Here is a 26,116-nt window from a genome sequence, read left to right on the forward strand (position 1 = left end):
TCCTCAACATGAAGTCTTGAATCAGAACTCGGCCCCTTTGGGAACCCCTTTTTGTCAACACGCCCTAGTCTTATTACCCAACCGTACTTTGCGTTCGTTCTTGCATATTGGCTCCAACGTCCGCAGAAGAGGTGGACCTTCAGCATTTAATACAATTCTCGGTATTCTAGAATTTGTGCTCTCTGTCACAGCTTATCGAAAAAATATCAGTATAGACGATCCCAGCAATTGGGGGGTTTTTCAATGAAATATTTTCGACTCGGCAATCGTCTTTCATATCGACATTTAAAGCCTGACACCCAAGAGACTTCTAAAGGTATCTCGGCGAAAAAACCTAGTGTTACTAAGAAAGCCAAGAGCATCTCCAAGAAGTCGCCTAGCGGCAAGGGCAAGGTTCCCGCCCCTTATGAACAGCAAGTGACTCCGTGTGTTCCGCACGATCATGTCTCGCGTCCTATCGCAGACCGATTGCCTTCCATGTTGCGTTTGCGTGGAATGCAGCCCCGTCCATTTGATGCTCGAACGGCTGACGTCCGGTTGGAATCACATGGCGAATGGAATTCTGTAGCGCTCTTTTTCAATCTCAATGTTACGTCATCGACCCAGCCTACTGGCTATGCAAGCACAAGCCTCGCGGACGCCAAGGCCTTTATGGACGAGGGTGCTGGCGCATTAAGCCCTGGCATCTCAGAATCGACACACGAATATTGGAGAGCTCTATCCTATGGAGACTTCGGATTCGGGCTCGATAGTCCTCGCAATTCATCGGGCGACCCCCTCATCCCCCAACTGGCCGTTCCCTCAGGAGGAGCGGAAGACTGGGGCGCGCTTATCCGCGAGTGCATCAAGGCTAATCCTGTTGCGGTATGGGAGGCTGCCGGGAGGCTTATGCAAGGGACAAAACGCTGGATACCTTCCGTCGCCTTGATACAAAATTACAATGTCCACGCATCGGCCAATTACGGAGGCTTCGATTTAAACGCGGGTGGAAACACATATCATGTGGGAGATATTACTCACATTCAATTTGGCCTTGAAGAGTGGGCTCCGCCCGAGAATCCTTCAAGAGTTGGTCGGAAATGGTGGGGCACCTTGATGCACGAATACGCCCATAACTTTCTGGAATTTGGGGACCTTTATGGTCCTTCTGGCTGCACGGGCTATTGGGATATTCTCGGAAACAGCAACCCTCCTGGCCGCTACTCGGAGGTCACTTCTGTCTTCAAGGAGCGACAGGGCTGGCTATCTTTCAAACAAGTTATCAACGGTCCAATAGTTTCGAACAGGAGCCTATCGCTCCAGCCCTACACAACCACCGGAGACGCCTATAAGGTCGTACCAGACCCCATCCATACGCCTCACGAATATTTTCTGCTAGAGTACCGCAAATCGACCGGTAGTGAGGTTTGGCGCCCTGATGGTGCTCTCGCCGAGGAAGGGCTGCTGATCACGCATATCAACGAACGTATCGGCATTCCGAATACATGGCTCTTGCGTGATGCGCCCTATTTCAATCCGGAGTTTCCTGATGATGGCGGCCCCAATGTCGTCGATTGGTCGGGGAGCGGTGATCTCAATGGGAAGCTTTTCCCGCAAGGCTCACACAACAGCTTCACGCCGTCCACATCGCCATCAAGCAATCTCTATGGGCCCCGTCACTCAGGCCTATCGATCACCAACATTCGCATCAGCGGTGGACGCGTTCGCTTCAATCTGGCGATGAACGGTTCCCATTCGATTGGCTGGACGGTGAAATCGCAAGATCGGGCCCTTGCGGGTCGATTTACTCCTGAGGCCGATCAGTCCGGCGAGGAAATCTTCATTCGTGACAACGATGCCGCTGCGCTTCTGACACATGGCGAAGGCCAATGGCATGTCGAAAAACGGCATGACGATTGGATCGGCGATTGGAATATGGGACCAGGTGACCGGGAAACCGTTGGTGATCTGGACGGCGATGGGATGGACGAAATCCTTTTGCGTTCTGACAATTGGATTGGTGTTGCAAAATGGCAGCGCGGCAGATTTCGGACAACAACAGTTCAGCACGACTGGGTAGATGGCTGGAATCTGGGAAGGGATGACCGCGAACTTGTTGCTGATCTAGACGGAGACGGTGCGGCTGAGATTTATATCCGCTCGAACGAATGGGCAGGCGTGATGAAGCTCGATCCTATCCGCAATCGCATCCGCCTCAGCAGCATCCAGCACGACTGGATAGGAGAATGGAATCTTGGTGCGGGCGACAGGGAGTTTGTCGGTCGGTTCCGCTCTCCTCACAAGGACGACATAATGATCCGCTCAGCGGAGTGGATGGGGCTGCTTGGCTGGAACCAAAGCCGCAGCCGCCTCGATCTGGTCAAGATACAGCACGATTGGATTGATGGCTGGAATATGGGCGCAGGCGATACCCATTTCATAGGTGATTTCGACGGAGACGGTCTCGATGAGATATTCATCCGTTCAAACGGATGGGCGGGCATCATAAAATGGCAACGTGGCCAGTTCCGCCTCGTAACCATCGTCAAAGAAAAAATCCCACATATGGATGGAGAAGACGGCACGGAAATGCCGCTCGCTTCTAGCGATCTCCACTATACTGGGCGTTTCCGCGGTGACCGCGACGGAATAGTCTTGCGCAAAAACCGGGACCGTGGCGGCGAATATGGCAAGAAAGGGCTCTATTTCCTCCACCTGAATGGCAGCAATCTTGTTTGGGTGCGGCGCATCAAATCTCATTTCAATGGGCGCTGGAATCTTGGCAATGATGATAAGTTTGTGCTGGGAGATTATCACCGCAAAGGCCCAGACATTGCGGACGCTCCTAAAGAAACGGTGTCCGATGGCCTCACCGATATATTTATCCATAATGGGTGGGGAAGCGGAATGGTTGGTGTGAATTTCCAATGGGATGAAGCCAATGACCCCGGGGTCAATATCCAGCAAGTTGGACTGACTTGGATGAGGGCTGGCGGATTTGTGAAACTGTAGGGCAACTCCTTTAAGGCAGGTATTTGGTCAGGAACAGCGACCAACTGCTTGCTTGTTTCAAGTGCTGCAATTGCGGTGCTCAGCGGTCAATTGACCAAGAGCGAAGCAAAAGTTAAGCGACTGCCTTACGAAAAAGCCACTTGAGATGAATGGCTTGCCTGCAGCCAACTTCGAGTCTTACGTTGATGACTGCCACAGGGTCGGAAGCCGAATAGCCGCTTTATGTGCTGTGACGACTGGAGCTGGACAATCCGATCACGGCCCAAATGCCGTCACCGGTGCCCTTGCAGCCTGCCCATTATTGGGGTGCCATCTCTTTCAAGAAAGCCACTACCTTCGGCCAGCTTTCCGCTCGCGCTTTAGCGTTCCCTTCAACGCTTCCGCCGAAGGTATCGAGCCGGTCGTAAAACGGGTTATCCGATGCTAACGGAGGCCCGAAAACGAAATGCCCGGCATCCGGATATGCCAACACCGAAATGGCCGGTCCGGATTTTTGAGCGCTTCGCTTTGCGATCATGCGCGACATCGGGCAGGCTGGCCACATGGTTTCGGCTTCTCCGCAAACCAGCATGATGCGCGCGCTGGCCCGCTCGATTGGGATGGCGGCGCGCTGTGCGGCGACGCTCTGTGCCGGATCCTCTACCGCGCGATAGACGCTGATGATCCCTTCGGACGCTTTCCAGTCGGAGAAGGGCATCGTCGGCACCTGCCTCCCGCCGATTGTCCAAGAGGAGTGGGGGCTTTGACCGTTGCTCGCCCAGTTGATCCCGTTCCACGCGACACTCGTGGGCATCCCGGCCACCACTGCGGAAAGATCATCCCTGCGCGACGCGATGAGCAAAGCCGCTTCGGCCCCTTTTGATGCGCCGACCACGGACAGCCTTTGCGGATCAACCCCGGCCTGCTGCTTCAACCAGTCGAGGGCTCGGTCAAACCCTTCAATCGGTATACGCTCAAGCGCCTCGGGCTGCCCCGGTGCGCCGAAATAGGCGAGGTGAAGAACGGTGAACCCCTTCTCCTGAAGCGAAAGCGCCATGTGTTTGGCACCGCTACCAAGGCCACCTTCCGATCCGCCCAACAGAAGCACCGCCGGACGCCGGTCGCCATGGATTGCATCTTCAGCGCGCTTTGCTGGATAGTAATTGCCGAACAGCCCGGCTTGATCGAGGCGCTGCCCGGTCGTGCCCGGATCAAGCACCTCGATCTCGGGCAGTCCATAGCGTTCGGGTGCGGCCTGTTGAAACAATGCGGCTCCGCCCAGCAGCGCGATGATCGCCAAGGCGGTCAAAAGGGGTTTGGTTCGACGCATGGCTGCATTCTCCTTTGCGCAGACAATTACATCGGTCTTGCCGCATCAGGCAGTGCAGGCCGTCAGGGCTTAGACCTGACAAACGTCACAATTTTGCAAGGGCGTCAGAGCCAACCGTGTTCGCGTGCGATGCGGCCCGCTTCGATGCGGCTCGATGCGTGCAGCTTGCCGGATGCCTCGGACAGGTAGTTGCGAACCGTCCCTGGCGAGAGATCGAGCTGCCTGGCGATCTCCTTGTTCGAACGCCCTTCTTCCGCCAGTCGGAGCACATCGCGTTCGCGTTCGGTCAGTGGATTGGCGGGCGCATCCCAGGCGAGTTCTGCAAGCTCAGGCGCGATTGCCCGACCACCAGAAGCGAGCTTTCGCACAGCGGCGGCAAGAGCATCGGATGGAGTGTCCTTGAGCAGATATCCGCGCACGCCTGCGTCCATCGCCCGGCGCAGATATCCCGCGCGCCCGAAGGTCGTTACAATCAGGACGCTCGTTTCCAGCTTCTCACGCGCGATGGCTTCCGCGACATCGAGACCTGAAAGACCCGGCATTTCGATATCGGACAGGAGAATATCGGGCCTCAATCGCCTCACTTCTTCAAGAGCGGTGTTTCCATCCTCTGCGCGGCAGACGATCTCTATGTCGTCCTCCAGTGCCAATAGAGTCGCAAGTGCCCCAAGGACCAGCATTTGATCCTCAGCAATGGCGAGACGGATCATCGCCTCGCCTCCTGCGGCAGGCGTGCAATCAATTGCGTGCCCATAGCTGTGCCTTGGACGGCGAGATCCCCGCCGGCTGCTGCAAGACGAGAACGCAGGCCAGAAATTCCTCCGCTCGCCCGCACGGCTTCGCCATTGCCATTGTCGCTCACGACCATTTCGAGCCCCGCTGATTGTTGCCTAACGGCGATTTCGCAAGCCGACGCCCCGGAATGGCGGATCACATTTGTGACCGCCTCGCGCAAAGCCATGGCGAGCACCGCGCTGCTGCCCGGATCGATCCGGTCGGCATCACCTTCGACCGTGCAATCAATCCCCGCCACGCCAAGCGCGGCTTGCGAGCTTGCGATCTCACGGCTGAGCGTTGCGCCGGTCATCCCGCTCACTGCTGAACGCACATCCGCCAGCCCCTGTCGCGCAGCGCCGGCAATGTCGCGCATTTCCTTGCGCGCTTCTCCAGAATCCCGGTCAGCCAGCTTGGCGGCAAGATCAGCCTTGATTGCAATCAAGGTGAGTGTACGTCCCAAAAGATCGTGCAAATCGCGCCCGATGCGCTCGCGCTCGGCGGCTGCGGCAAGCTGACGCACCTCGTCACGCGATTGAGCCAACGCACGGTTCTTGTCTTCGAGCGCTGCGCGCGAAATATCGGCGGCTCCCACCATTACCATCAGGAAAATACCGAAGACCCAGTAGATCGCCGGTTGCTTGGTAACCAGCGCCAGAACGCTTGTTGCTGCTACAAAAACACCGACGAGAACAGCGGCTCGGCGCGGCGGGCGCAGATTTCCGACCATCGCTGCGGCATAGATTGCGATTACCGTCCAGTTGCTTCCGGTGAAAGCGAGTGCAAAAGAAACCAGCAAAGTGGCAACTGCCAAGACGATCAGGCGCGCGCCCGTCGCCTTAAACGCTGCAAAATAGAGGCCGAGAAAGACGATCAGTCCGCCTGTCGCAGCAATCATCTGAAACAGACTGGGTTGCTCGATGAACCACGGAATGAAAAGCAGCGGCAAGTAGGCAAGCCAGATGGCGGGATGATCGAGCTTGGACCATGCAACCGATAACCCTTCTTGGCTCATCCTGCCTCCTGCGTTGTCATCCCCTTCTACCGGCGGTTGCTGGCTTGAAGAGGTTCCGACTATTTGCGTCATTCCGTTCGTCTTCACCGTGACTGCTGCCGTTCGCCGGTCCATGCAAAAATCGCTGCGGCTAGTGTGATGAGCAGCAAAGGCCCCGCGTGCAACAAGAGATATCCGCCATCGCGCTGGCCCGCCGCCATCAGTGCGATCTCACCGAGGTGATACGATGGCAGACTCCAGGCGAGTATCTGCATGAATTGCGGCATCGCGGTGGTCGGGAACCACAATCCGCCGAGCACTGCCAAAGCAAGAAAAACAATGTTGGCGAGCGCCACGGCTGCGCCTTGTCCAAAGCGATAGCCGATGCCGATCCCGATTAGCGAGAACGGAATGATGGACAGGAAATGGACGAGAAGCATCGCGGCCCATTGCGAAGGTGCGAGCGAAACCCCTGCGGCCACTCCCAGCGCATAAAGGATCACGAACGCGACCGCGCAATAGACAGTAGTTGCGGCAATCTTGGCCGTGATTTGCGCGCCTGCCGGCATCGGGGACAGGCGTTTCAATTCAAGCTGCCCAGTTTCGCGTTCGGCAGCGATGTTGACGCCGAACCCGAACAGTGCCGGGCCCATCACGGCGAAGACGCCGAAAGTGGCAAGCGTCTGCGTCGCAGAAGCTGTGCTGCCCTGCCCAAGAGCGAACGCGAATAACGCATAAAATGTTGGCGGCAGAGCAATGGTCGGAATGATGAATTGCGGCATGCGCGCAGACTTGATGAATTCTGCCCGGCTCTCGAGCCAGTAGATACGCGGCGCTGATGGAAGAAGGGTGGACATCATGCTGCCTCCTGAACGTTCTGGCTTGTGACAAGGTTTTCGAGGGCATCTTCGAGCGATGCGCTGACAACTTCGAAATGCTGTAGCGCGGGATCAATCTGGAATACCGCCTCAAGCGTTGCACGAGGATTGGTCGTCAGGATTGTAACATCTGCCCCGCGCTCTTCGATCTTCACCATGTCGGGCAAGGTGCCGAAGCGCGAAGCTGGCAGCCGGGTGCGTAGCCTTACCACTGTGCCGGCCACTTGCGCCTTGATCTGTGCGGGAGGTCCGTCGGCGATAACCGCTCCCTTTGCAATGACCACGATACGGTCTGCGAGGGCTTCCGCCTCATCCATATGATGTGTTGCCAACAGCACCGCCGCGCCCGCTTCCGCCTTGGCGCGGACCAGCTGCCACAAGGCCCGGCGCGCCTCGGGGTCAAATCCGCTGGTAGGTTCGTCAAGCACCAAGAGATCGGGGGCCCCGGAGATGGCAAGTGCAAACTGGACGCGGCGCTGTTCGCCTCCCGAAAGCTTGCCGCACCGGCGGTCCTTGAGTTCGGCGAGGCCTGCCTCTTCGAGAACATGATCGATTGTCAGTCGCCGGGCAAAATGGCTGGCGTGCAAATCGATCACCTCCCTGACTGTCAGCCCATCTGGCAAGCCAGATGATTGCAGCATGATGCCCATGCGGGCCCGCGCCCGGCGATCGCGCGGCTCCAGGCCGAAAAGGCTGACCTTCCCGGCATCTACAGCAAGGCGCCCGGTCATGAGGCCGGCCACGGTCGATTTGCCCGCTCCGTTGGGACCAAGCAGCGCAGTCACGCATCCCGGTTCAAGCGCGAAACTGAAATCGCTGAGCACTCGTTGACTACGATACGACTTCGATACGCATTGCAGCTGAGCGACTGTGGAGCAAGAGTTTGCCTGCATGTTGGTTCTCCTCGAGATTGGCCCATGATTTAAGGCGAATGCTGCGAGGGCTGCAGTGTGAGGTGTCAGTTGCCTACCATGACGGATGTCACATCTGAACCAAAACGCGATTGATCTGCTGAAGGTCGGTTGATGAGACGGCAGCTTTGCGCTTGGCTCTACCTGAAACCGGACAGACTGCTACCAACCCATATAGAACCGTCGCTCTGTGACTGACTTTGGGGGTGACAGAGGACATTCCTCTACGATGCCTGCCAGGAAGCGGACCGATTGGCTCCTCTAAGCACTTGAAATACTCACGAGCACCAGAAAAGACGGGAGATATTGGTCGGTGAAGTCGCCTTTCAATCGAGTTTTCCAATTAGAGTTAGTGGTTTTATCTGTTTCATTCGATCTGCGAGACGAGGCTATCGGAGCAGCGCGGGGTAGGCAGCGTGAGCTGCCGCCATCCCGGTGGACAACCCCTCTTAGCTTTTTCGTCACTCAAAAGGACAACTCGATGAAACACCTCATCAAACTCCCCCTCGTTGCAGCGACCTCACTGCTTGCGGTCACAGCTGTCAATGCAACCCCTCCAGGCTTCAACCAAGGAGGCATGGGCACAGTCCCGATGAACGCTAAGGGTGAAAATCCGCGCTCTGTTCAACACTGGTGGCCCGAAGTCGTAGACCTTCAACGCCTGCGCCAAAATGAACAGATTCAAGACCCGCTGGGCGAAGATTTCGATTATGCTGAGGCCTTTGCATCCCTCGATCTTGACGAAGTGAAAGCCGATGTCGCAGCCGCGATGACTGATAGCAAAGAGTGGTGGCCAGCAGATTATGGAAGCTACACTGGCCTGTTCATCCGCCTCGCATGGCACTCAGCAGGCGCTTATCGTTCGGGCGATGGCCGCGGTGGTTCAGATGGTGGTCAAATTCGTTTCGAACCGCTCAACAGCTGGCCCGATAATGGCAACCTCGACAAAGCGCGCCGCCTGCTGTGGCCGGTAAAACAGAAATACGGTCGCAGCCTCTCATGGGCCGATCTGATCGTCCTTTCGGGCAATGTTGCGCTTGAAGAAGCGGGTTTCAAAACCGCTGGCTTCGCCGGTGGCCGCGTTGACGATTGGCAGCCTGACCTTGTCTATTGGGGGCCTGAGAAGAAGTTCCTTACCTCCTCGCGTTTCAGCAAGCGCCCCGGTCAAACCGGAGAAACCCCCCAGGAATTGCAAGAGACACTGGGCGCATCGGAACTAGGCCTGATCTACGTCAACCCCGAAGGCCCTGAGGGCAATATGGACATCCTTGAAAGCGGCGAGCGTATTCGTACGACCTTTGGTCGGATGGGTATGAACGACGAAGAGACCGCTGCGCTCATCATAGGTGGTCACACCTTGGGTAAAAACCACGGAGCGTCCAAGAAAGAATGCATCGGCGTGGAACCAGCAGCCGCTCCCGTTCAAGCGCAGGGCTTTGGCTGGAAAAACTCTTGCGGTACGGGCGCTGGTCCGGACGCAACCACCTCAGGTCTCGAAGGCGCGTGGACGGCGACCCCGATTACATGGAGCGCCAACTATCTTGAGAACCTCTACAACTTCGAATGGCGCGAAACCCGTAGTCCAGCAGGCGCAGGCCAATGGATCCCGGTGAATGCGGATCAGCTCGAGTTTGTGCCTGATGCGTTTGACCCAGAGAAATTTCACCCGCCGGTCATGCTGACGACCGACCTTGCGATGCGCTATGACCCAAAATACGGCGCGATCACGAAGAAATGGGCAGAGAACCCAGAGCTTATGGATCAAGCCTTTGCGCGCGCTTGGTTCAAGCTGACCCACCGCGATATGGGGCCATCGGCGCGTTATGCCGGTTCGCAGGCTCCTGCTGAACAATACAGCTGGCAGGACCCGCTTCCTGCAGCCTCAACCGAAGTGATCAATGCCTCGGACATCGCGACGCTTAAAGACGCCATCCGTTCAAGCGGCCTCAGCAATTCAGACCTCGTGCGCACCGCATGGGCGTCGGCTGTCACCTACCGAGACACCGACCTTCGTGGCGGCGCAAATGGGTCGCGCATTCGCTTGGCCCCGCAAAAAGACTGGGCTGAAAACGATCCTGGAATGCTCGCCAAGGTCGTGGGCGCGATGGAAGGGATTGCGGCAGACTTCAACGCATCGTCCCCGCGCAACGTGTCCATCGCCGACCTCATCGTTCTGGGCGGCGCGGTCGCGATTGAGAATGCGGCTAAGGCAAGCGGGCACAGTGTGACCGTCGACTTTACGCCGGGCCGCGTCGATGCGACCCAAGAGATGACCGATGCGAAAGGTATTGAGCTTCTACGCCCAGCCGCTGACGCATTCCGCAATTTCTATTCGGCGGCCGCTCGCTTGACGCCGACAGAGATGATGGTGGACCGCGCTGACCTGCTTAACCTCACGGTGGCGGAGATGACGGTTCTCATCGGCGGTATGCGCGCTCTTGATGCAAACTCTGGCGGCGCAAAGCACGGGGTGTTTACCAAGGCCCCCGGCATGCTCTCCAACGACTTCTTCGTCAACTTGCTCGACATGGGCACAGTTTGGGCTCCATCGGCAAGCGAAGAGGGCGTGTTTGAAGGGCGCGGTCGCTCTGATGGCGAGCTGAAATGGACGGCGACAGAAGTTGATCTCGTCTTCGGCTCCAATTCAGAGCTTCGCTCAGTGGCAGAGGTCTATGCCTATGCCGGCGGGGAAGAGCGCTTCATCAAGGACTTTGCGAAAGCTTGGAATAAGGTGATGATGCTCGATCGCTTTGATGTGAAGTAATCGGTTTTGCTGCGGCTCGGGCACATTCTCTCCCGTGTCCGGGCTGTAGTAACCGACCACCGCCTCAATGGCTGAACATTGAAAGCATCACTATGCAAAATCGTAGACAGGCGCTTGGAACCATAGGCACTATTGGCTTGGGCGCATTCGGTGTCGGGTTTGCCGTGAACCCACTGACTGCGCGCAATGTCTTTGAGGTCGCAATGCGCAACGCCGATCCCGCTGCCCCTTCAAGGCGCATGGTCTTTACCCCCGACCTTTTGAAAGTGCCTGCTGGTTCGCAAGTGCGATTTGAGGCCCCAGAAGGTGCCCACAATACGCAAAGCACCACTGGCATGCTGCCAAATGGCGCAGAAGGCTGGCGTTTTGGCATTCGCAAGAGTGGCACCATAACCCTGTCTCAGCCGGGCTTTTACGGGTATCACTGTCTACCCCATCGCAGCGTAGGCATGGTGGGGCTGATCATTGTCGAAGGCTCTGGGATGATGGAGAATTTGCAGGCGGCAAAGGCAGTAAAGCATCCTGCCAAGGCCGCGCAAAAATGGGCTAACCTTTGGGAACGCGCAGAGAAGCTGCTCTAGGCCGAAACGAGACGATTCGATCCGGCACGGGCTAGGGGGGTGTCTGGGAATTGAAAAGACAAACAGAGGCAATGACATGGAGTCCTAAGCAAGGACTCACTTGCCGCCATTTTCTCTCTACATTTCAATGTGTTAATATATTGGTGCCCAGAAGAGGACTCGCATAGTTGGCATAAGCAACTGATATTACATTGATATTCTTTGGGACGGATGAAGACGGCCCGCAAAAAGGCCCACTCGGCCCGTTTTATCATCACAACCAATTGATAATTCGAGGTAATTTTTTTGCGCACTAATTAGCTGGAGTGTGAACACCCGACAACCGCTTTGTGCTCATCAAGCGCCAGCGCTGCGCTCTGAGGCACAAGCGCCATACCACAAATAGGGCATGAGCCAGGTGAGACCTGTCTTACATCGCAACCCTCGTGCTTTTCATGGCGGTAGTGCTGATTATTGACGGGTCGATTAAACCGCTGAACTGAAACGGCCGGGCGGGTGATCGCGATAGGGATCGAACAAGGCTGCAATCGCCCGTGAGTATGGAAGCCCCTGAGGTGTTATTGAGATGACACCCTCTTCACAGCACGCGAGACCTCGCTCAAGAAATGGCATCAAAAACGGCATTGCCTGGGCTTCAGTTTCCGAGGATATCTGAGCCTTCCCCGAACACAGGAGTTGCTCGATCACCTGGCCCCGAGTGCGGTCATCCGTTGATCTGGACCTACCTCGCACGGTGGCTAGACGGCCATCCGATGCTAGCATACGGTATCGGCCGCTATTCTTCTCGTTCTGGGCGAGGAGGGTCTCGAATGAACTGATGGCCGATGCACCCAAGCCTATCAAGGCGCGCGCATTGTCATCGGTGAAGCCTTGGAAATTACGCCGGAGAGTTCCCGCTTGAGCAGCGATTGCAAGCGGATCGTTTTCCGAGCGTGCGAAATGGTCAAACCCGATGGCACTAAAGCCGTTGGAGCAAAGAAAACTGAACCCGATTTGCGCCATTCCGAAACGCGCGGCCCGGTCAGGCATGAAGCGGGCATCGACCGCGCGTTGCCGCGGCACCACATGCGGCATGTGCGCATAACCAAACAGGGCAATGCGGTCGGCACCGAACGCCACTGCCCGCTGCAAGCTTTCGGACAAATCATCGTTGGATTGCTGCGGCAACCCGTACATCAAGTCGAAGTTGAGCGATGTCACGCCAGCGTTGCGCAAAAGATCGGTCGTTTCGGCTATCAATGTCTCAGATTGGACACGCCCTATCGCTTCCTGGCAATGCGGCGCGAAGGTCTGAACCCCAAGGCTTGCGCGATCGATCTCAAGCGCTCTTATGACCTCGGCCCATTCACGAGACATCGTGCGTGGATCAAGTTCGATGGAGAAAACGGGATCAGAGATCCCGAAGCGGATGATCAGATCATCGACGAGGCGGACAAAATCCGTGGGTGCGAGCGCATTGGGACTACCGCCGCCAAATGCAATTCGGCGCACCTGCGAGTCCGAAGGGAGCAAGCGCGAGACCGTCTCGATCTCACGATGCAGCGCTTCGAGATATGATTCCAGTCTGTGCCGACGTCCTGCAGCGCCCGTGTTACAACCACAGTAATGGCAGATCTTTTCACAAAAAGGGATATGCACGTAGAGCGAGACGTCTCCGGACGTGCTCTCAATCGCAGTGCTGTAATCGCCTGCGTCGATCGCCTCGAACTCGGCTGCAGTCGGAAAGCTGGTGTAGCGCGGGACAGGCTGTTCGAGCAATTCGGGATGGTAAGGCCACATGGCCAACGGATGCGCTCTCCCTTTTCGGAAGTCCTTGATCTGTATCAAATCATACGGCGCGCCGGTCGCAACTTCCAAACACCAAGGCAATGCAGAGCATTCCCTCGTGCCGGGTCGGCGTCGCTCTCAGCTCAAGCCGGGGAGATGACCTGCCTCTTGCTTGAGCGCGGCAAGATCAAGGATTTTGACCTGCGATCTCCCAGAAGTGGATACGAGGCCCGCATTTCGCAGTTCCGTCATTTGGCGGCTTACGGTTTCGATCGTAAGACCAATATTGTCGCCGATATCACGACGAGACATGGGAAGGTCGAGCAGGGCTCCATTTGAGAACGGAGCTCCGATACGCTCCGCCATACTGACCAGGAACGTCGCGACTCGCTCCCGCGCAGTCTTTTGCCCAAGAGCAAGAGATTTTTCGCGACAACGACTGAGGGCGCACAGCAGGTGACTCAGGAAATTGTTGTTGAGGGTCTTGTCGCTTTGAGCCAGACGAATGAATTCCGTGGCCGGAAAGGCGACAAGCTCGCAGTCCTTCAGGGCGCAGAGATTATAGGCATGCGTTTCTCGTGCGGGCACGTAGATGAAGTCGTCCTTGAAGTAGAACCCCATCACCTGAGTGCGTCCGGCTGACGCACTGGCTATGAGCTTGACCGCACCCTCAACGACAAGAACCACCTGGCTGGCGCTGTTATCAGTTACTCGAGAGTCTCCGGAGCGAGCGCCGACATATCTGGTAAGCGCCTGCAGACGAAGATGCGTTGCTTCGTTAGCGCCAAGAGAAGCCACAGGTGCTGTCGCTCCCGTGAAAACGATCGAAGTCGGCGAGGCCGCAGCTGATTGCTTTGCATGCATCAGCGAAATCTGGATGATCAACGAGGCGACGTCATTGATTTCGGTCAAACCGAACGTTTCGTATTCGGTCTCGTGGAAGCACCGGTTGGTGCGGGGGTCCGAAACTTATAACACGGCCAGCTTGCTTCTCAGCTGGCCTGGGCCAGACTAACCCCCTCGTTCTGCCAGAGCCTTCAACGAATTGATTGTCAGTTCGCGTCGGCCTGGAAGACCGATCAACCCATCATTCTTCAGCTTGGTCATGTGCCGACTAACCGTCTCAATCGTGAGGCCAAGAACGTCAGCCATTTGCTGGCGGGAAAGAGGTAAGGTCAGCGATCGCTCATCACCCAGTTCCGACTCTTTGCAGTTTGCAGGAATGAGCCTTTCTGCCGTCTCGACAAGATAGGTGGCCAATTTCTGCTCGGCATTCATTCGCCCCAGCAGCACCATCCAGCGCCGCGTGCGATCCAATTCGGCCAGCGTCCGCTCAAGGAGCTTGTGCTCAAGCCGGGGGTGCTCTCGGGCAAACCTGTCGAAATCGGTGCGCCGAAATACACAGACCTGCGCATCGGTAATCGCCTCGACGCCATAGGGTGTGGTCTCACCGAAGGGTCGACCTAGGAAGTCCGACGGATAGACCATCCCAAGGATTTGTTCTCTTCCATCCGCCGTCTGCGTCGAAAGCTTGAGGACGCCTTCCACCACGTTGGCGACGATGATCGCGTCATCGCCTTCCCAAAGTAACTGTTCACCTGCTTGAAGCCGTTTTCGCCGACCGATTGCGTTCAACAATCCTAATTCATCCTCGTCGAGGTCAGCACAGATCGCACGGTTGCGAACAGCACAAGCCTGGCAGAAGTTTAATGAAGGCTCGATTTCGAGAGAATCCATATTGTTGGAATAGCGCCTTTAATTAGGCTCGCCAAGCCAAAGAGGTTTTTGGCCCGGAAACAACCAAGAGAAACTCTGAGAACTGTCACCCACCGCTCACCAAAAGAGGGTAGCAGCCTGTGAGCCATGCATTCGTGACTGGACAGCTATTTCCCCAGAGCCCCTTTTCTCGGCGAACTGAGTATCGGGCCAAAGACAACCAGGAAGAGCCCGAATGCTCCTAGCCACCCAAAGCCCGCAACAACAAGAAGAACAAAGGACTGCCCAATTTGCAGCCCGGCCACGACGCGAGCAATAGCAGCTAGGGTAATCAAAACGCATGCCGATGCGATGGCCAAATTAAAACTCGGTTCGCGCGCTGTCATTGCAAGCGACGTGCGGCTCATCACGCCAAGTATCATCGTCGCCATCGCCCCTGTCGAAAGCGCATGAATTGCAGGGCTCTCGCTGATCCATCCGAATTGCGCGGCTCCGAGGAGGAGCAGGCCGAGTGCGAGCCAAAAATATCCCAGGTGAAGAACAAATACCGGTAGGCAAGGCAAACAGCGCCAGCCCTGCCACCTGGCCAACCGCGCGAAGTTGGCAAGGCCCGCGAGCATCAGCAGGGTTCCGGATGCGCCGCTTGCGCGAGCAAGAATCCAGACGAGCAAGCCGCCAATCGTGACAGCCATGACAATGGCGTCTGTCAGGTCCGGCTGGGTCGGGGTGGGGTCCAGCCTGACTTGCTTCAGCAACCAATTGTGCGTGAAGCTGGGAATAAGCCGCCCTCCGATCAGCATGACAAGAGCAGTGACGAGAGCTATTCCCGCTCGCCACCCCAGGCCCGCGCTATCGATCCATTTTGCCATCTCCATCCGATCAAGAATGTCGGCAAAACCAAACGCCGCAATAACCATGCAAATGGTGAGACTTCGTTTGCGACCGTGGGTCTCTTCGCGCCCGATCAGAAAAGAGAGAAAAAGGTAGAACCCTCCATCGAGGGCAATAAGGGCCGCACTCGTATCCGCCAGGCCAAACGGGAGAACCCGCCCTACACACCAAAAGAAAAATAGCGTTGCAAGCGGCCATCCGGCGATGGGCAAGCGTCCGGTCCAGTTGGGCGCGGACGTTAGCGCAAAGCCAGCGATTGCCGCTCCGACAAATCCGAACAGCATCTCGTGGCGATGCCACGCCAGTGCGTCAGACACGAAACCGCCAGGGATTTGTCCAAGCACATGTCCCAGCCATAGGCACATGGTGAAGATAGCCCAAAACGCGGCGCCGAGAAAGAACGGGCGAAAAGCCCCGCGGAAAATCGCTGGTCCGCTTTCCATCCGACGGCGCCGCAATGCGAGGCGCTCCGCGTTGCTCCCTTTTGGTTCATTCCCGGCTTTGGCGTTCATAGGCAGGCCTGTTGATCCGGGCACTTCTAGAAGGGAAGCGGGCCTTGCCACGAGAAATCGCGCAGGTGCGCTAGTCGCTCAGGAAGAATCGGGTCGTAGGCCTGCTCTAAAGAGAAATTAGCTGGCTTGTCACTCCAGATATTTTCATGCCGACCGCCGACGAAACGGATCACAGAAACGGCGCCCCACCGTGAGCCATATGGGCCGTGGGGAACGGCGGGTGGCCGCCAGAAGTAGGCGCCTGAATGCATCGTTCCGGGAGGCCCTGTGAGCGAGCCAGCAATCATGTAACATTCCTCGACAACCGGGTGACTTTCCTGCGGCCCCTTGCCTGCCGGCGGTTCAGATTGAGGAAGAATCAATGAGAGGAGCGTGCGTTCGCCGGTCTCAGGATCAGTCCGCAGATCCTTTCGCGAAATTCCCAGATGGCGTAGATTGGGGTCATTGAGCGTCATGTCCCAGTCCATTTGTCGGGTTTTGAGATGCGGTATTGCACGCAACATATCGCACTCGCCTTCATCTCCTACCAGCAGAGGCTCTTGGCTGTAAAACGCCAACAGCACGCAGCCCGTCTTGCTGACCATGCTTTTGCGGGTCCAACCTGCAGGTAGAAAGGCATAGCTGTCCGGTTCATAGAACTCGCCGTCCATTTCCAGCGATCCGTCGAGAACGAAAAACTCCTCGTCTGCCTGAATGTGCTCCGGCCCAATACGCGACCAGCCCGGTGGGTAGCGCATCAATGCACTGCATGCGCCGCATTCCGCATCACGACTTAGCATTTTGTATTCAGCATCGGGTCGCGCAAGGCCCGCCCCGATACGTTGCCAGGGAAGCAACTGCGACTGCACAAACTCGACATGATCGCGACGATCCATGCTGGTCTTTAAAGATCAAATTTCTCTGACCGGCTTTGACCTAAATCAATTCGAAATTCCGGACAAAGTCTATCTCTAGGGGCCAGTAAAACACTTCAGCAAAGCGCCCTCTCGATGGACTTCAGCCTTTCAAACAATCAGTCCCATTGGCGGGACCGCGTGCGCGACTTCATGCACGCGCATATTTATCGCGCAGAAGAAGTATACCGAGACCAACTAGGCAAGCACGAAGGCGAGCGCTGGCAAGTTCCGCCGGTTGTCGAAGAATTGAAGGCACGGGCCTATTCCGCGGGATTGTGGAACCTGTTCCTGCCGCCGTCGGACCATGATGACGGAGACTATCGCGGAGCAGGGCTCAGCAATCTCGATTATGCGCTGTGCGCGGAGGAAATGGGCAGGGTCGGCTTCGCTTCGGAAGCGTTCAACTGCTCGGCCCCCGACACCGGAAACATGGAAGTGCTCCACCGCTACGGTACGCCAGAGCAAAAGGCACAATGGCTACGGCCTCTGCTCGACGGGGAAATTCGGTCGGCATTCCTGATGACCGAGCCCGATGTCGCTTCCTCCGATGCGACCAATATCCAGACCTCGATCCGCCGCGAAGGCGACGAATACGTCATCAACGGGCGCAAATGGTGGTCTTCCGGAGTTGGTGATCCACGCTGCAAGCTCGCCATCGTCATGGGCAAGACTGACCCGGACGCGAACACGCACCAGCAGCAATCTCAGATCCTCGTTCCGCTCGACGCGCCGGGCGTGGAGATTGTGCGCATGCTACCAGTATTCGGGTATGACGGGGCTCCACACGGCCATGGCGAAGTGGTGCTGCGCAACGTGCGGGTTCCTGCGGCCAACATTATACTGGGTGAAGGACGCGGTTTCGAGATCGCTCAAGGAAGGCTTGGACCCGGTCGCATTCATCACTGCATGCGCGCAATCGGTGCCGCCGAGCGCGCACTAGAGAAGATGGCCGAACGTCTTCAGTCGCGCATCGCATTTGGGAAGAGACTGTCCGAGCAGTCGGTATGGGAACAAAGGCTGGGAGAAGCACGCCTCGATATCGAGATGACAAGACTGCTGTGTCTTAAGGCCGCCGACATGATGGACAAAGCAGGCAATAAGGCTGCCAAGCTCGAGATCGCTCTGATCAAGGTCGCTGCACCCAGAACGGCTCTACGAGTTCTCGATCACGCAATGCAGGCGCACGGCGCGGGTGGGCTCTCAGATGATTTCGGCCTGGCTGAAGTCTATGCCGGTATGCGCGCGCTGCGGATTGCCGATGGACCTGACGAGGTTCACTTGCGATCGATCGCCCGTATTGAGCTGGCACAGGTTGGATCGCGCTTGGCGGAATGGCGAGATCGCTGACGCGTCAGATGGGATCGAACCATGACCAGGCAAGCTGCAGCTCCTTTCGCCAAATTCAACGACTGGTTTTCTCAGGCCACGCGCGAGCTAGGGGCTGAGCAAGCCTCGGCAGTCAATCTGGCGACCGTATCAGGCGAAGGGAAGCCATCCAGCCGAATGGTCTTACTCAAGGAGCACGATGAGCGAGGCTTCGTATTCTATACCAATCTCAAGAGCCGCAAAGCCACCGAGCTGACCGAGAACGCTGCCGTGGCGATGTGCTTCCACTGGTCAGACCTTGGCAAGCAAGTGCGGATCGAAGGTCACGCCATGTCAGTGAGCGATGTTGAAGCAGATCGCTACTTCGCGACCCGCCCGCTGGCCAGCCGCTATGGCGCCTGGGCATCCCAACAATCATCGCAGCTCAAGAACCGGCGCGAGCTGGCCGGGCGGCTGACCAGCGTAGTCGCCAGGTTCAAGTCTCGGGATGTTCCTCGTCCGCCATTCTGGTCAGGTTTCCGGGTTCGTGCCGAGCGGATCGAATTCTGGAGCAATGCCAGGTTCAGGCTGCATGATCGCATTTGCTATCAACGCACCTGCGATGGCGCATGGCAGCAATTCCTGCTCTATCCATGATTTTAGGCATGCCGAGGACCTCTTGAAACCATGGCGCATACAAGTTTGGAAAAGTCAGTCGCCAGCAAGGTTGACCCAACTGTTCCGATCGTGATCGCCGCCGGAGGCAACGGTTCGCGTATCGGTGGCTTTAAACATGCGCGGCTGCTGGCAGGCCAATCGCTTCTTGATCGGGCGATCGACTGGGCCAACACACATGCCGATAGGATTGCAATTGCGGTGCGCAGCGTCGATCAAATCGCGATCGCGGGGATACCGCTCTTGACCGACGAGCAAGTCGATATCGGTCCCATCAGCGCGTTGAGCAGCGCATTTGCGTTCGCGGCGACGCACAATCATCCCCGTGTGCTTGTCATCGGGTGCGATATGCCATTCCTGCCCGATGATCTCCTGCTTCGGCTCAAGGAGGCAATCGGGGAAAGCGGTTGCGCAATGCCAGTCAGCGCTGGAAAGGATCATCCGATGGCGGCCATGTGGCGCGTCGATCGGCCAGTATTGAAAGATTATATCGCCAATGGAGGACGATCGCTCTGGAGCTTTGCCGAAGCGTCAGGTGTGGTGCAGGTTTCGTGGGAATCCGAGCCCGAGCAAGACCCCTTTGCCAACATCAATGACGAGACAGCGCTCACAGAAGCGAGGCATCGGCTCAAAAGGCGAGCGCGCTAACATGCTCTCCTGCGCGGCAGGCCGGCGCGTTGGGCAGACGACGAATAAGCCAGTCCGCATGCATCAATGCACGCTGCGCACCGCTATCCTGGTTGGTGACCGGGACAAGGCCGTCTTTTCCCCAGCTGGCGCGAATGAAGGTTTCCCGTCCCCCTGTCGTCGGTAGTTCCTCCGCCAGAACCATTTTTCGCCAGCAATTGACGTCGGCAATCGGTTGTCCCTGCAGCCGCGCGAGCAGTGGCATCAGGAACAGACGCGCAGTAACCATGGCGGATGTCGGATTGCCGGGAAGACCCAAGACCCACTTGCCTTTGGCGCGTCCGAGCCAGACCGGTTTTCCAGGCTTGATCGCAGCTTTAGCGAACACCAATTCCAGTCCATGCGGGGCAAACATCGGCTTGGCGAAATCGCGTTCGCCGACAGATGCGCCGCCCGTTACTATAACCACGTCAGCACAGCTGAGCATTGTACCGGCCAGATCCTCAAGCGCGGGAAGATCGTCGGAGGCCAATGCTCGTTCGATCACCTCAGCCCCTGATGCGGCAGCCATGGCGGCGACCCCGTAGGTTACGCTCTCGGCAATGGCGTCAGCGCGCGTGTATGCAGTTCCTGGCACCATCAACTCGTCGCCCGTGCCGATGATGGCCACACGCGGCTGCACGCTCACGCTAACGGTGGCAAGGTCGGCTGCGGCCGCAGCAACCATTGCCCGGGCTCCCAGACGGGTGCCCGGCGATACGAGCCGGTCACCTTTGCGGAAGTCGCTGCCCGGCGGACGAACGTGCCAGCCTGGCCCATAATCCTCCTTGAAAACCACCAAATCGCCATTCCGCTCGGCATATTCCTGCATGATGCAGCGGTCACTACCCTGGGGCATGGGAGCCCCGGTAAAAATCCGCACAGCGTCGCCGGGCTTTAAAGCATCAGTAAAGCCCGTTCCGGCTGCAGATTGCCCAATAACCCGCAATGCCTCGCCGGGACGTGTGGCACTATCGATGACGGCATAGCCATCCATCGCGGCAACTGCGCTGAATGGAGCATCCCGTCTGGCGTCCAGAGCTCTTGTGAGAACACGGCCGGCTGCTCGTTCGAAAGGTACGACCTCTTCACCAAGCGTAGTTGCTTGGTCGTTTATCAGTCCAATCGCCTCGTCGAAAGGAATCATCACGTCCCCCATGAGCTCGATTTGCCACCTGTCTTCGAAGTAACCTGGACCGCTTCGATCTGCATTGTTTGATCAATCGCCTTGAGCATGTCGAAGAGCGTGAGCGCAGCGATTGAGACTGCCGTAAGCGCTTCCATTTCAACACCGGTTTTCCCATCGCAGCGCGCGACGCCTTTTACAACGAAGCCCGGCAGGCTCTCGTCGAGCGTCACCTCAACCACGACGCTGGAAAGAGGAAGGGGATGACATAGCGGGATCAAGTCCGCCGTGCGCTTCGCACCCATGACCCCTGCCAATTCGGCAGTCGAAATCACGCTGCCCTTGGGCGTCCGGCCTTCCGATACCGCGACAAGCGTTGCCGGTGCGCACCGAAGGCGACCTAAGGCCTCGGCGCTCCTCCTCGTCGGCAATTTCTCGCCGACATCAACCATTCTTGCGCGACCTTCTCGATCGAGATGAGTAAGGTCGGTCATGCGCAAAGGTGTCTCAGGCGGGGTACTTGGCCTGCGATCGAGCAAGGACGATAACGGCTATCGAACTCGAGCGCGAGAATGCGATCCCAAGCATCGCGGCAGGCTCCTGTGGAGCCGGGAACACAGAATATGAACGTGTCATCGGCCTGGCCTGCGAATGCGCGGGATTGCAGCGTGGAAACGCCGATCGTGTCCATGCTTACCTGATGGAAGACGACGCTGAAGCCGTCCATCACTCTGCGCAGCAACGGACCTACGGCTTCAGGCGTGACATCGCGGGGCGTGAATCCGGTTCCTCCGGTGCTGACAATAACGTCCACGTCCGGATTTGCGACCCAGGCAGATACCTGCTTGCGGATTGAGTCGACCTCATCAGGCACGATAGCGCGGCCTGCGAGATGATGCCCAGCCTCCTGGAGGCGTGTGGCGAAGAGCGCGCCCGACGTGTCGGTCTCCGGTGTCCGCGTATCCGATACGGTAAGAACTGCAACCTTAAGTGGATGAAACTCCAGGCTATCGTCTATTCCGGGCACGACATACTTCCTTTGATTGACTGGTGTTTTCTTTGTCCGGGATTTGCTCACGCGTATTTGACGCGGATCAATGACTGACTGGTGGCTTTATGGCATGATAATCAAATGGAGGTGACCTCACATACTCCAACTGGGCTTCGAGGCTTTGCAGCCAGCCGTCTCGCGACCCACTGAGAATGAAGTGATGCCTCCGCCATCAAGGAGGTTATTATGACCAAAGCAACCAATACGAAGCCTGCCACAAGACGCAGTGATGATAATGGCCAGGGAACAGGCCCCCCTAACCTTGCAGAACTCAAAGCCTGCAACATCATGAGCGGATCGGTGATCTCGATACACACGGATGTATCGATCCATGACGCTGCAGAAATGCTGATCGATCACGGAGTCAGCGCGCTGCCCGTCGTTTCCGGTCGCAAGGTTGTCGGCATTCTAAGCGAAACCGATTTCGCTCCACCGGGAGGAGTTGGGCAACCCGCCCGACACCTGCGACGTTGATTCCCCGGAACCTGAATGCGTGAAGGCATTCGGACACACGGTTGGCGAGGTCATGACACCGGTCGTCGTCAGCGTCGAAGAGACCACCACCCTGTCCGAAATCGCGAACCTCATGGATGAACATCGGATCAAGCACCTGCCGGTCCTGCGCGACGACAATCTCGTCGGTATCGTCAGTCGTGCTGATATCGTGCGAGCGCTGATCGTGCGACCAGTAGGCTCGCATGGACCGATGACCAATGATGACGACATCATTCGTGCACGGGTGATCGAGAAGCTTCTGACCATTAAGGGTGCAAGCGCGTGGCTGACTGACGTGGCCGTTTCAGAGGGCGTCGTTACCCTGACAGGAACCGTGCAGGACGAGGACGCACTGCTGCCTTCGCGCGAGGCGGTGGCGGCGATCCCATTTGTCAAAGCGGTCGATGATCACCGCGCAGTCACTCAAGCATTCTGGGGCTGAACCAAACAAAGCAAAGGCATATTGCAGCGCGTTTTGTCGCAGGCTGCATCGCAGCTGATCCGGATGACGTGCTTCACCAGCGCGCAACATCGCTCCTGTCCGCATCGGTCGGCTCGATCCAGGCCGAGCCGTTTGCATGCTCCTCGCGCTTCCAAAAAACTGCTTCTGTCTTGAGCCTGTCCATCAGATAGTCGGCCGCTTCGAACGCCGCTCTGCGGTGGGGTGAGGCCGTTGCCACAAACACTATCGCCTCCAGCGGTTTGATCCGGCCCGCGCGATGAATGACATGGCTTGCGGTTATTGCGAACTTTGCGTGCGCGTCTGCTGCGATTTGCTGCATAGAGGCCAATGTGACGCCCCGGTAGCTTTCAAGGACCAGCGCGTTGATCGGCAAACCGTCCTTGGTCTGCCCTCTGGCTCTTCCGGTGAAGCTTACGACGGCCCCTTCATCACCGATCCGCCCTGTAAACTGCGAAAGGCATACAGACGGATCGAACACCTCCTGCTTTACTTCGACAAACGCCGTCATCCGCCCGAAACCGGAGGAAAAAGCGCCGCTGTATCGCCTTGGCGAATGATCGCATCATCGGGTACGATCGTCTCGTTGACGCAAGCCCGAATGCGACCGCCAGCGAGGATCGGTGCGAGCAAGGGATACGCACTGCTTACCGCCTCGAAGAGCTCCCTGACCGGCAAGCCGCTAGGTGAAATGTCGAGCGTGACAGAGCCCCCGTAGCTGTCTGCCAGCTTGCCGCAAAGTTCAACATTAAGCGACTGGTTCAATTCAACCTCCGATGGATGCCAGGTGCGGCGTGGCACCGCTATTTCCTTGATGAAGCCGATGCGCCGGAGCCTTGGTCGCTGTAAGCTTGCGGATGCGTTCGATCAGTTCGTCCCCTGCGCCATCGTTCTGGAGCAGAGGGCGCAGATTGATGCCAGCATCGCCAAACAAGCACAGATGCAGTTTTCCAAGCGAAGAGACGCGCAGGCGATTGCAACTGGAACAGAAATCCTTCGAATAAGGCGCGATTATGCCGATCCGTCCTTTCGCGTGCTCATGCCCGAACTCGACTGCGGGACCGGCGCCAGCCTGTCGCGGAAGGCGCGACCACCCCAGAGCCTGCAGGCGGTCGATGACAGACTGACCCGTGACGTGCCGCTCGGCAAAGAACTCGGCATTGTCGTTGGTGCGCATGACTTCGATAAACCGGAGTGAAAGATCGCGCGACGAAACGAAATCGACCATTGCCTCGAGTTCCCGGTCGTTGATACCACGCATCAGCACCGCGTTGAGCTTAATGCTGTCAAAACCCGCTGCTTGTGCCGCGTCGATACCAGCGAGGACTTGCCGCAACCTGTCATGCCCGGTAATTTCGGCGAACCGGGCCGGATCGAGCGAGTCCACGCTTACATTGATCGCGCTGATCCCTGCCGCCCGCCAGGCGGCTGCCTTTTCTGCCAGCCGATACCCGTTGGTCGTCATCGCCACGCGCCGGATGCCCGGTACATTTGCAACTGTCCGGGCGATCTCGTCGAAGTCGCGGCGCAAAGTTGGCTCGCCGCCTGTCAGGCGCACCTTCCACAGCCCGAGTCTGGCAAAGGCTGTCACAACACGGCGCACTTCGTCGGCGGAAAGCTCAGTCGGGCGACTGCAGGGCTTCTTGTAGCCGTCGGGCAGGCAATAGGTGCAGCGAAAATTGCAGACATCGGTCAAGGACAGGCGCAGATACTCGAACCGCCGTCCGATCCCGTCGAACAACTGGTCAACACGCCGGTCACTGGCAGGGGCACCGAAGTCGCGATTATCCGTCACTGAACCAATGGTCCTTCTGCTGCAGCCAAGTCCACGCCCTCGATCTCCGTCTGGCTCGCCAGAATCGACAGATATTGCGCAACGGCTTTCCGATAGCTGGCTTCTTCGAGATAATTGCGGATCGATTGCTCGACCGCTTCGAACGGCAGTTGCTTGCCTTCCGCCCGCCGCCCAGCACGGATCACGTGAACGCCGAATGGCGATTTTACCGGAGACAAGCACAGCTCGCCCTCGGATAAGGCAAACAATGCTGTTTCGAACTCGGCGACCGTTTGTCCTTTTCCGATCTGGCCGAGATTGCCGCCTTGCTCTTTCGATGGACAGGCAGATTTGGCCTTGGCCAGTTCGTCAAAGCGCGACGGGTCCTTTTCCAACTCGCGGATCGCCATCCGCGCATCACCGACGGCCAAACTGTAATTAAGAGTATCGTCTGGGCTGGCAGAAAACAGGATATGTTCCGCTTCGACCAGCGGTTCGCTGGCGAAGCGATCTCGGTGCTGGTCGTAGAAGCGTTTTGCTTCCTCTTCGTTTGCCACAGGAACGTCGACTTCCTGGCTAAGCAGGGCATCGATCCGGGCATCTTCGTCTGCGAGCTTGCGACCCTCATCATCGAAGCGCTCGTCGGCAGAGATTTCTAGCCGGTCAGCTTCGGCAAGCAGAAGCTGACGGATCGCCAGCGCTTCGGCCGCAGCTGTCCAAGCGGCCTCGGCGTCGGGAGCCGGATGATTTTGCGCTTCGGCTGCGATTGCGGCTTCGGCGATCTTCACACCGCCAACACTGACCTGTACGCGTTCCATCACATCATCCATGTCTCAGATCCTTGCGTGAACGGACGATCTGATAGCCACCGCGCCAGATATAGCGGACAGGTGCCGAGAAGATATGGACGAGGCGGGTAAACGGCAGCAGCAGGAAAATCAGCATACCAAGCACAAGATGTGCTTGATAAGGCCAATCGAGTCCGGCGACATAGCGACCGACGCCTGGTTCGAAGGTAAAAATGCCCTGCGCCCAGGCAGACAGCCGCAACATCACTTCAGCATCATGGTGCGCCAATGAAAACGGGACGGTAGCGAGTCCCAATAATAGCTGCACGAACAGGATGACCAGGATGGCATTATCGGCAAATGCCGAATTTCTGCGAATGCGCGCATCGAAAAAACGACGGTGCATCAGCAGCACCAGACCTGCAAAGCAAATGAGCCCGGCGACCGATCCGGCATAAATGGCCACCAGTTGCTTCGCCTCTGCCGAAATAAAGTGCTTATAAATGCTGTGCGGCGTCAGAAGGCCGACAAAATGGCCCATGAAGAGGAAAAGAATGCCGATATGGAACATGTTTGAGCCCCACATGAGCTGCTTTCGCCGGAGCAGTTGGCTCGATCCGGCACGCCATGTGTAGGGCTCTCGATCATAACGGAAAATGCTGCCGATGATCATTACCGCCAGCGCAATATAGGGCAGCGCGCCAAACAGGAATGTGTTGATCCACAGGTCGATCGGAATGGATGGCAAGGCTTCATGGCCAGCAGGAACGGCGGCGGGTGGATTGGACATGA

Annotated in this window: 27 protein-coding genes; 8 read left to right on the forward strand and 19 right to left on the reverse strand. The window is 57.4% G+C overall.

Features of this window, described 5'->3' with window-relative positions; genetic code table 11:
• The first annotated feature begins 228 nt into the window (after positions 1-228).
• Complete coding sequence (locus EH31_RS10100; protein ID WP_161782140.1) at positions 229-2,991, forward strand: FG-GAP repeat domain-containing protein; 2,763 nt, start codon at positions 229-231, stop codon at positions 2,989-2,991.
• Between the two features lie 298 nt (positions 2,992-3,289).
• Here the strand turns inward: EH31_RS10100 and EH31_RS10105 are convergent, their stop codons facing one another.
• From EH31_RS10105 to EH31_RS10125, 5 genes are all read right to left on the reverse strand, one after another.
• On the reverse strand, positions 3,290-4,300 hold the full coding sequence (locus tag EH31_RS10105) for an acyl-CoA thioester hydrolase/BAAT C-terminal domain-containing protein (protein ID WP_051699163.1): 1,011 nt from the start codon (positions 4,298-4,300) through the stop codon (positions 3,290-3,292).
• Positions 4,301-4,404: 104 nt separating this feature from the next.
• The gene (locus EH31_RS10110) at positions 4,405-5,010 is read right to left on the reverse strand and encodes a response regulator transcription factor (protein ID WP_034960221.1); all 606 of its coding nucleotides are present in this window, start codon (positions 5,008-5,010) and stop codon (positions 4,405-4,407) included.
• Positions 5,007-6,161, reverse strand: coding sequence for a sensor histidine kinase (locus EH31_RS10115; protein WP_161782141.1), 1,155 nt, complete (start codon positions 6,159-6,161; stop codon positions 5,007-5,009). Before EH31_RS10115 ends, EH31_RS10110 begins: the two co-directional genes overlap by 4 nt.
• Positions 6,162-6,172: 11 nt before the next feature.
• Complete coding sequence (locus tag EH31_RS10120) at positions 6,173-6,928, reverse strand: ABC transporter permease (RefSeq protein ID WP_034960223.1); 756 nt, start codon at positions 6,926-6,928, stop codon at positions 6,173-6,175.
• Complete coding sequence (locus tag EH31_RS10125) at positions 6,925-7,839, reverse strand: ABC transporter ATP-binding protein (RefSeq protein ID WP_034960225.1); 915 nt, start codon at positions 7,837-7,839, stop codon at positions 6,925-6,927. Before EH31_RS10125 ends, EH31_RS10120 begins: the two co-directional genes overlap by 4 nt.
• Positions 7,840-8,338: 499 nt before the next feature.
• Here EH31_RS10125 and katG point away from each other — a divergent pair, with 499 nt between their 5' ends.
• Both katG and EH31_RS10135 read left to right on the forward strand, forming a co-directional pair.
• Complete coding sequence (gene katG / locus EH31_RS10130) at positions 8,339-10,621, forward strand: catalase/peroxidase HPI (protein WP_034960226.1); 2,283 nt, start codon at positions 8,339-8,341, stop codon at positions 10,619-10,621.
• Between the two features lie 92 nt (positions 10,622-10,713).
• A complete protein-coding gene (locus tag EH31_RS10135) occupies positions 10,714-11,202 on the forward strand; it encodes a plastocyanin/azurin family copper-binding protein (RefSeq protein ID WP_051699166.1) in 489 nt (162 codons plus the stop codon).
• A 296-nt stretch (positions 11,203-11,498) separates the two neighbouring features.
• On the opposite strand, the gene EH31_RS18150 is transcribed toward EH31_RS10135, so the two are convergent.
• The 6 genes from EH31_RS18150 to EH31_RS10165 all read right to left on the reverse strand — a co-directional run bounded on the left by EH31_RS18150 (position 11,499) and on the right by EH31_RS10165 (position 16,963).
• Entirely contained in the window at positions 11,499-11,729 is a 231-nt protein-coding gene (locus EH31_RS18150; protein WP_422110924.1) for a heavy metal-binding domain-containing protein, read from the reverse strand.
• Positions 11,668-12,981, reverse strand: a complete 1,314-nt coding sequence (hemN, locus tag EH31_RS10140) for an oxygen-independent coproporphyrinogen III oxidase (RefSeq protein ID WP_034960443.1) — start codon at positions 12,979-12,981, stop codon at positions 11,668-11,670. The genes EH31_RS18150 and hemN overlap by 62 nt, the downstream gene beginning before the upstream one ends.
• Positions 12,982-13,107: 126 nt before the next feature.
• On the reverse strand, positions 13,108-13,881 hold the full coding sequence (locus tag EH31_RS17260) for a Crp/Fnr family transcriptional regulator (RefSeq protein WP_081853353.1): 774 nt from the start codon (positions 13,879-13,881) through the stop codon (positions 13,108-13,110).
• A gap of 99 nt (positions 13,882-13,980) precedes the next feature.
• A complete protein-coding gene (locus EH31_RS10155) occupies positions 13,981-14,706 on the reverse strand; it encodes a Crp/Fnr family transcriptional regulator (RefSeq protein WP_034960230.1) in 726 nt (241 codons plus the stop codon).
• A gap of 146 nt (positions 14,707-14,852) precedes the next feature.
• Positions 14,853-16,088, reverse strand: a complete 1,236-nt coding sequence (locus EH31_RS10160; protein WP_051699168.1) for an NnrS family protein — start codon at positions 16,086-16,088, stop codon at positions 14,853-14,855.
• Between the two features lie 26 nt (positions 16,089-16,114).
• Positions 16,115-16,963 carry a cupin domain-containing protein gene (locus EH31_RS10165; protein WP_034960231.1) on the reverse strand — a complete coding sequence of 283 codons (849 nt, stop codon included), beginning with the start codon at positions 16,961-16,963 and terminating at the stop codon, positions 16,115-16,117.
• A 114-nt stretch (positions 16,964-17,077) separates the two neighbouring features.
• Between EH31_RS10165 and EH31_RS10170 the strand changes: the two genes are divergently transcribed.
• Genes EH31_RS10170 through mobA form a run of 3 tightly spaced genes read left to right on the forward strand, consistent with a single transcriptional unit; the run spans position 17,078 to position 19,612 of the window.
• On the forward strand, positions 17,078-18,331 hold the full coding sequence (locus EH31_RS10170) for an acyl-CoA dehydrogenase family protein (protein ID WP_034960232.1): 1,254 nt from the start codon (positions 17,078-17,080) through the stop codon (positions 18,329-18,331).
• Positions 18,332-18,352: 21 nt separating this feature from the next.
• Positions 18,353-18,946, forward strand: coding sequence for a pyridoxamine 5'-phosphate oxidase (gene pdxH / locus EH31_RS10175; protein WP_034960234.1), 594 nt, complete (start codon positions 18,353-18,355; stop codon positions 18,944-18,946).
• 45 nt (positions 18,947-18,991) lie between these two features.
• Entirely contained in the window at positions 18,992-19,612 is a 621-nt protein-coding gene (mobA, locus tag EH31_RS10180) for a molybdenum cofactor guanylyltransferase (protein ID WP_206742024.1), read from the forward strand.
• On the opposite strand, the gene EH31_RS10185 is transcribed toward mobA, so the two are convergent.
• Genes EH31_RS10185 through moaB form a run of 3 tightly spaced genes read right to left on the reverse strand, consistent with a single transcriptional unit; the run spans position 19,593 to position 21,783 of the window.
• Positions 19,593-20,777: a molybdopterin molybdotransferase MoeA gene (locus EH31_RS10185; protein WP_034960237.1), complete on the reverse strand. Its 1,185-nt coding sequence runs from the start codon at positions 20,775-20,777 to the stop codon at positions 19,593-19,595. The two genes, mobA and EH31_RS10185, sit on opposite strands and share 20 nt — an antisense overlap.
• Positions 20,777-21,250, reverse strand: coding sequence for a cyclic pyranopterin monophosphate synthase MoaC (gene moaC / locus EH31_RS10190; RefSeq protein WP_034960238.1), 474 nt, complete (start codon positions 21,248-21,250; stop codon positions 20,777-20,779). Before moaC ends, EH31_RS10185 begins: the two co-directional genes overlap by 1 nt.
• A complete protein-coding gene (gene moaB, locus EH31_RS10195) occupies positions 21,247-21,783 on the reverse strand; it encodes a molybdenum cofactor biosynthesis protein B (RefSeq protein ID WP_034960240.1) in 537 nt (178 codons plus the stop codon). The genes moaC and moaB overlap by 4 nt, the downstream gene beginning before the upstream one ends.
• A gap of 210 nt (positions 21,784-21,993) precedes the next feature.
• Between moaB and EH31_RS10200 the strand changes: the two genes are divergently transcribed.
• Complete coding sequence (locus tag EH31_RS10200) at positions 21,994-22,281, forward strand: CBS domain-containing protein (RefSeq protein WP_034960241.1); 288 nt, start codon at positions 21,994-21,996, stop codon at positions 22,279-22,281.
• 52 nt (positions 22,282-22,333) lie between these two features.
• Positions 22,334-22,744 carry a CBS domain-containing protein gene (locus EH31_RS10205; RefSeq protein WP_152553543.1) on the forward strand — a complete coding sequence of 137 codons (411 nt, stop codon included), beginning with the start codon at positions 22,334-22,336 and terminating at the stop codon, positions 22,742-22,744.
• A 73-nt stretch (positions 22,745-22,817) separates the two neighbouring features.
• Here EH31_RS10205 and EH31_RS10210 read toward each other — a convergent pair whose 3' ends face one another.
• From EH31_RS10210 to narI, 5 genes are read right to left on the reverse strand one after another with little or no spacing between them, the layout of a single operon-like run.
• Entirely contained in the window at positions 22,818-23,273 is a 456-nt protein-coding gene (locus EH31_RS10210; protein ID WP_034960243.1) for a molybdenum cofactor biosynthesis protein MoaE, read from the reverse strand.
• A complete protein-coding gene (locus EH31_RS10215; protein WP_161782142.1) occupies positions 23,270-23,563 on the reverse strand; it encodes a MoaD/ThiS family protein in 294 nt (97 codons plus the stop codon). Before EH31_RS10215 ends, EH31_RS10210 begins: the two co-directional genes overlap by 4 nt.
• Positions 23,529-24,557 carry a GTP 3',8-cyclase MoaA gene (moaA, locus tag EH31_RS10220; RefSeq protein ID WP_241765898.1) on the reverse strand — a complete coding sequence of 343 codons (1,029 nt, stop codon included), beginning with the start codon at positions 24,555-24,557 and terminating at the stop codon, positions 23,529-23,531. The genes EH31_RS10215 and moaA overlap by 35 nt, the downstream gene beginning before the upstream one ends.
• Positions 24,554-25,366 (reverse strand): peptidylprolyl isomerase, encoded by an 813-nt coding sequence (locus tag EH31_RS10225; protein WP_034960245.1) that lies wholly within the window; start codon positions 25,364-25,366, stop codon positions 24,554-24,556. The genes moaA and EH31_RS10225 overlap by 4 nt, the downstream gene beginning before the upstream one ends.
• Positions 25,359-26,114: a respiratory nitrate reductase subunit gamma gene (gene narI / locus EH31_RS10230; RefSeq protein WP_081853355.1), complete on the reverse strand. Its 756-nt coding sequence runs from the start codon at positions 26,112-26,114 to the stop codon at positions 25,359-25,361. The genes EH31_RS10225 and narI overlap by 8 nt, the downstream gene beginning before the upstream one ends.
• Positions 26,115-26,116 lie beyond the last annotated feature (2 nt).

Origin of the sequence: Erythrobacter longus, from assembly GCF_000715015.1 — a bacterium.
GTDB lineage: Bacteria > Pseudomonadota > Alphaproteobacteria > Sphingomonadales > Sphingomonadaceae > Erythrobacter > Erythrobacter longus.